Source organism: Leucothrix pacifica, from assembly GCF_003172875.1.
Classification (GTDB): Bacteria; Pseudomonadota; Gammaproteobacteria; order Thiotrichales; family Thiotrichaceae; genus Leucothrix; species Leucothrix pacifica.
On the sequence record NZ_QGKM01000003.1, the window covers coordinates 125473 to 131863 of the forward strand.

At 43.5% G+C, this 6391-nt stretch carries 3 protein-coding genes and 1 rRNA gene; 1 reads left to right on the top strand and 3 read right to left on the bottom strand.

Translation table 11 applies throughout. The annotated features are described in order from the left end of the window. The first annotated feature begins 15 nt into the window (after positions 1-15). On the top strand, positions 16-783 hold the full coding sequence (locus DKW60_RS01595; RefSeq protein WP_109835909.1) for an amino acid ABC transporter ATP-binding protein: 768 nt from the start codon (positions 16-18) through the stop codon (positions 781-783). A 134-nt stretch (positions 784-917) separates the two neighbouring features. Here DKW60_RS01595 and DKW60_RS01600 read toward each other — a convergent pair whose 3' ends face one another. From DKW60_RS01600 to rrf, 3 genes are all read right to left on the bottom strand, one after another. Beyond that, positions 918-2174, bottom strand: a complete 1257-nt coding sequence (locus DKW60_RS01600; protein ID WP_109835910.1) for an OmpA family protein — start codon at positions 2172-2174, stop codon at positions 918-920. A gap of 14 nt (positions 2175-2188) precedes the next feature. Then, a complete protein-coding gene (locus DKW60_RS01605) occupies positions 2189-5827 on the bottom strand; it encodes an Ig-like domain-containing protein (RefSeq protein ID WP_109835911.1) in 3639 nt (1212 codons plus the stop codon). A gap of 260 nt (positions 5828-6087) precedes the next feature. Further along, positions 6088-6203 (bottom strand): 5S ribosomal RNA (rrf, locus tag DKW60_RS01610). Between the last annotated feature and the right edge of the window lie 188 nt (positions 6204-6391).

The window sequence follows — 6391 nt, forward strand, 5'->3', positions numbered from 1 at the left end:
TTTTGAGAAATTATTATGAGTGAAGCTAATAAAAACGCAGCTGTAAATGATTACATCATTCGCATGATTAATCTGAATAAGTGGTACGGCGACTTCCATGTACTGAAAGATATTAATCTTGATGTAAAGCAAGGTGAACGAATCGTTATTTGTGGACCTTCAGGCTCCGGTAAATCAACATTAATCCGTTGCATTAACCACCTTGAAGAGCACCAGAAAGGGCAAATCGTTATTGAAGGCGAAGAGCTTACAGGTGACATCAAACACCTTGAGAAGGTCAGAACGAATGTTGGAATGTGTTTCCAGCACTTCAATCTGTTCCCTCACCTGACCATTATGGACAATCTGACCTTGGCACCGATTTGGGTTCGCAAGACGCCGAAGGCTGAAGCGGAAGCAACAGCGATGAAATATCTTGAGCGGGTTAAGATTCCGGATCAGGCGGATAAATTCCCTGGTCAGTTATCAGGTGGTCAGCAGCAACGTGTGGCGATTGCGCGCAGCTTGTGCATGAACCCTAAGGTGATGCTGTTTGATGAACCAACATCGGCACTTGACCCTGAAATGATCTCTGAAGTACTGGATGTTATGGTTGAGCTTGCAGAGGAAGGCGGTATGACTATGCTGTGTGTAACTCATGAAATGGGGTTTGCTAAGCAGGTTGCTGACCGCGTTATCTTCATGGATGCCGGACAGATCATTGAAGAAAATACGCCTGATGAGTTCTTTAACAACCCTCAGTCTGAGCGTACTCAGTTATTCCTAAGTCAAATTATTCACTAATCTGATTTAGTCATAACACTGTCTTCACTCTTAGCTAAACAGAGTGAAGGTAAATAAAAAAGCCAGCTGAAATTAGCTGGCTTTTTTGTAACTGCTACTTTTATCAAAGCAGATTTCATCAATCAAACGGCCCATCAACGCATAATCGTTTGTGAGCCCTTCACTACAATATTTACGCGGCGATTCTGGGCACGCCCGGCTGCTGAGGCATTACTTGAGATTGGCTGTGTTTCACCTCTACCCACAACAGTCATCAGTCCTCGATTTAGGCCACGAGATGCCAGATATGCTGCAACCGATTCCGCCCTGCGCTGAGATAACTTCTGATTAGCCTGATGACTTCCAACATTATCTGTATGCCCAATAATACCGATGTTATGAATGACCACTTTATCTCTTATCAAATCACTCGCCATGCGGTTAAGCGCACTTCGACCAGCATTAGTTAATGTAGAACTATTCGTAGCGAAGTTTGACCCACCCGCCAATGTTTTATGGATTACCTTCGGCTGCGGTGCTGGCTTTGCAACTGGTGCTGGCGCAGGGTTGTTAACAACTACTTTATGCACAACAGGCTGTGGTGCTGGTACATGTTTCACTACCGTTTTTACTACCGGAGGTGAAGGAACACGCTTTACCACTGTTTTAACAATTGGTGGAGAAGGCACATGTTTCACTACCGTTTTCACAATCGGAGGTGATGGGACATGCTTTACCACCGTTTTGATAATAGGCTTAGGTGCGACCGGCTGCTGATTCACAATAACGATTGGCCTTTGTGGCTCAGGTGCAGCAACAGGTCTAGGTGCATCAACTGGCCGACGAGTTAATACCGGCCGCCAATTCAAGCCCAGACTGAGTTGTTGAATATCTTTATCAAAGCGTTCGTATTCGGCTCTTACCCGGAATCCTTCTTCCAGCTGGTACTCAGCACCAATACCCCCCATGACATCAAATTTATTCTTCTGATCTACATCAACACCTTTACCGCTAGTGTCAACTTTCGCCACACCCAGTTTTACAATAGGGTGAATCGGTCCCAAATAACTTGGGACGTGATAAACCAGATTTCCACCATAAGCGCGATACTTAACTTCACCCTCTGCACCAGACTTGTTGTTAGTCACTTTCGCAACACCCAAGTCATTCCAAAAAGCCTCTAAACCAAAATCACGACCGATATTCACGCCAGCATAGACTTTTTTTGACAGGTCACTCTTATCTGTTAAGTCCCAATCTACACCACCTTCAGGCTCTAGCCGACTCTGACCAATAGCCCCTCCGATATACCAATTATCTTCAATAGTTTCCAACGGTGATGCCTGAACATTTTGTGAAACAATCAACGCTGCTACTGCAAGATACAGTTTGTTTTTTATATTAATTTTCATAATTGCCTTAGCGTTTATTTATTATTTTTGTTTTTAAAAAGCGCTTTATTTCTCAACCACAACAGTGGAGCCATTAATATCAACCAGACTGGTGAAGTACTACCGCCACCGCCATCAATAACGGTTTCAACAGCCCCACTTGTCTCGACTACTTCTTCCTCTGGTTCTGGGTGGCTAGAAGCGTCTTGTTCTCGATAGTCCGCGATACCATTGCCATTTGAATCAACTGGGTTTCGTGCGTCATCCCCTATTTCATCAATATCATTAATGCCATCCCCGTCATCATCCAAGTCCAGGTAGTCAGCAACCCCATCTAAATCGAGGTCCGGGCAAACCATACCAGTATTACACTCCTGACGATCACTAATGCCATTACCATCACTATCACCCGTTCCGTCAGTCATTCCGGCGACGTTAGTACTATCCCCATCCAGATAATCAGGGATAGCGTCACCGTCTATGTCGGCTAGCTGTAAGTGGCCTAACTCCTCAACCTCTGTCAATGTCGGTACACCATCACCATCATCGTCACTATCGAGGTAATCTTCTACACCATCACCATCAGTATCCCGATTGTTCGGCTCCAGATAATCAGGAACACCATCAGCATCACTATCAATATCACCTGATTCAACAATAGTTTGTATGCCATCATTATCATCATCAGGGTCTAAACTATTCAGAATACCATCCCGATCATGGTCGTAGTGCATGTGAACTTTTTCATCATCATCCAGAATACTCGCAACCTGATCATTGTCATCAAGATAGACCGGGATTCCATCACCATCTTCGTCAATTAACATGTCATTTGGCATTTCGTCAGCATTCTTGATGCCATCGTTATCCCAATCCAAGTCAACAGAATCGATGTTTCCATCACCGTCTGTATCTTGATTTGAAGGATCCAGGCCTAGACGAATCTCTTCGATATTGCTGAGTCCATCTTCATCACTATCTTCCAGAGCATCGAGTACACCATCACCATCAGTATCTTGATTCGTCGGATCCAGATTCAATTTAACTTCAACTTGATTTGAAAGACCATCGCCATCCAGATCTTCTTCACCATCAAGGATTCCGTTATTGTCAGTATCATTGTCTGTTGGATCGGTACCAATTTGTATCTCAAGCGCGTTAGGCAGATTATCACCATCGGCATCTTCATCACCATCCAGAATACCGTTGCCATCACTGTCTGGATTAGTTGGATCTAATCCCAGGCTATATTCAACACCGTTAGATAAGCCATCACTATCGCTGTCTTCATCAATATCCAGGACACCGTCACCGTCCGAATCCTCAGAAGCTGGATCTGTCCCTAAGGCAATCTCATCTTTATCTGAAATGCCATCACCATCTGTATCTTCATCGCCATCAGCAATACCATCACCATCTGAGTCGGCATTATTTGGATCTGTGCCATTTGCAATTTCTACCAGATCAGGTATGCCATCACCATCACTATCTTCCTCGTTATCAGGAATGCCATCACCATCTGAATCAGCAGAGGCTGGGTCTGTTCCGTTCGCAACTTCCGTTTCGTTATTGATACCATCGCCATCATTATCTTCCAAGGCATCACTTACGCCATCGTCATCACTATCGGCATTATTGATATCAAGGCCTAATGCTATTTCTGTTTGGTTATTCAGGCCATCACCATCAGTATCTTCTTGGCCGTCTGGCACACCATCATCGTCTGAATCTGCTTGCGAAGGATCTAAGCCAGCATCAACTTCATCGATATTATTGATGCCATCAGAATCAGAATCCTCATCCCCATCTAAAACACCGTCATCATCACTGTCTGACAGATTCGGGTTTAACCCTAGAGTGACTTCCAGTTCATTTGACAGGCCGTCACCATCAGTATCCTCATCATTATCCAGCACACCATCGCCATCAGTGTCTTCTTTAGTTGGATCAAGTCCCATTGATAGCTCCAATAAGTTCGGAAGCCCATCTTGATCATTGTCTTCATCACCATCCAACACACCATTATCATCGGAATCATCATCTGCCGGATTCAACCCAAGCGATACTTCTTGAGCATTAGTCAGGCCATCACCATCACTATCTTCCTGGCCATCTTCTACACCGTCACTATCACTATCTGCTAATAGCGGGTTAGTACCTAATATATTCTCCAGAGCATTACTCAAACCATCGTCGTCAGTATCTTCCTGGCCATCATTAACACCATCACCATCACTATCTGGTTTGCTTATATCCAGACTCAATTCAATCTCCGTCTGATTATCTAAGCCATCTCCATCAGTATCTTCCTGACCATCTAATATTCCGTCAGAGTCTGAGTCCTCTTGCGCCGGGTTCAGTCCTGCATTGATCTCAAGGATATTACTGATACCGTCAAAGTCTGAGTCTTCATCGCCATCAAGGACACCATCCCCGTCGCTATCAACCAAAGCGGGATCAGTTCCTAAGGTATTTTCTAATGAGTTACTTAAACCATCACCGTCGGTATCTTCATGACTGTCAAGGACACCATCATCATCACTGTCACTATCATTTGGGTTCATTCCTAATTCAACCTCCATTGCATTAGCTAAGCCATCTCCGTCATGATCCTCATTAGAGTCAGCAATACCATCTGCATCTGAATCACTTGAATTCGGGTTAAGGCCTAAATCATGCTCGACCCCATCGGTTAAGCCATCATCATCACTATCAGCATCTAATGGGTTTGAACCAAATTCAATCTCATCCTGATTGCTTAAGCCGTCACCATCGCTGTCGTTATTAGGATTTAGTGCATCTATGATTGCATCACCAGTGGTGTTATCAGGATTATTGATGTCACCACCAATCTCTGTCGGATCATCTACACCATCACCATCAGTATCTGCTAACACCGGACTTGTACCGGTTATATTTACTTCATCTTCATTGCTAATTGAATCACCATCTTCATCACCACCGATGGTCATAACTAAGACTTTATGATGAGTTGCTTCACTGACGTTCCCAGCTTTGTCGACAGTTGTTGCTGTTAACGTAATCTCACCATACGGTAACTCAGGGCTTGTAGAGCATTGCCACTCTCCACTTTCAGGAACCGTAACCGAGCAAGTCTGACTTCCAGCACTATTTGACACAGTTAACAGAGAACCTGCTTCTGCGGTACCTTTTATCACTGGGTTTTGATCAAAGTTATATATTGGATCAGTGACAACTGGTGCATCCGGGGCTGTCTTATCGATAATATAAGTTGGCAGAGCACCAGAAAATGTAACTACGGCATCCTCACCAGCCGAATCTTTAAGAGTTCCATTATTCCGCATATATGATGCAAGGCTTGTTCCGGTTCCACCGGTAACCACCTTCAGCTCATATCGATTAATATCACTGTCAATTAAGCTTACTGAGTCAATATAAGCGCCATCCGAACCATTGAATAATTGAAAGTCCATGACATCAACATTAAATACAGGCTCAGGGATGTCAAAATAGAAACTCACTACATCTGCATTAGTATCCGCATTAGTTGGGTTCCCTAATGTAACAACATACTTAATACTATCATCCTCCTCACTTGCTTGAGCAACTGATGCCCCCGCTAATAAAGAGATAAATGTTACACATTGCGCGATTTTTCCAACACTCAATAGGTTGGTATTATTTTTATTCATTTTGCCCCGGCCCCGTTATTATTCTTGCTTTCGCGAGTATTTATTATTAGTAACTAATTCAGGTGCTTTGCACCTAATATCTAGTTAATATCAGTTCCCCAACTGACTTTTTAATCGACACTAAAGTATCATTGAATCAATAAATAAATAAGCAAATTCCGATAGACTGCACTACGCTCGAACAAAAAACGAGAGTAAAAACATCAGGCATAAAAAAAGCCCTGTCACAGATGTTCTCTGTAACAGGGCTTCCTATTAAATCCTGGCAATGACCTACTTTCACATGGGGAAGCCCCACACTATCATCGGCGATGACACTTTTCACTTCTGAGTTCGGGATGGGATCAGGTGGTTCAATGTCTCTATGGTTACCAGGAAAACCGGTGTGTGATGCTGTCGCCCCCTCAGGAGTCACACCATCACGAATAAGTAATAATCCAGCAGTCTTAATGACTGTTGTTGTGCTTGTCTACATCTTCTCTCAAGACCAAAAAATAATTAAAGCCTTATTTTTCGGAGATCATTAGCTACGCTAATAATCTGAAACCATTCAAGGTTATAGAA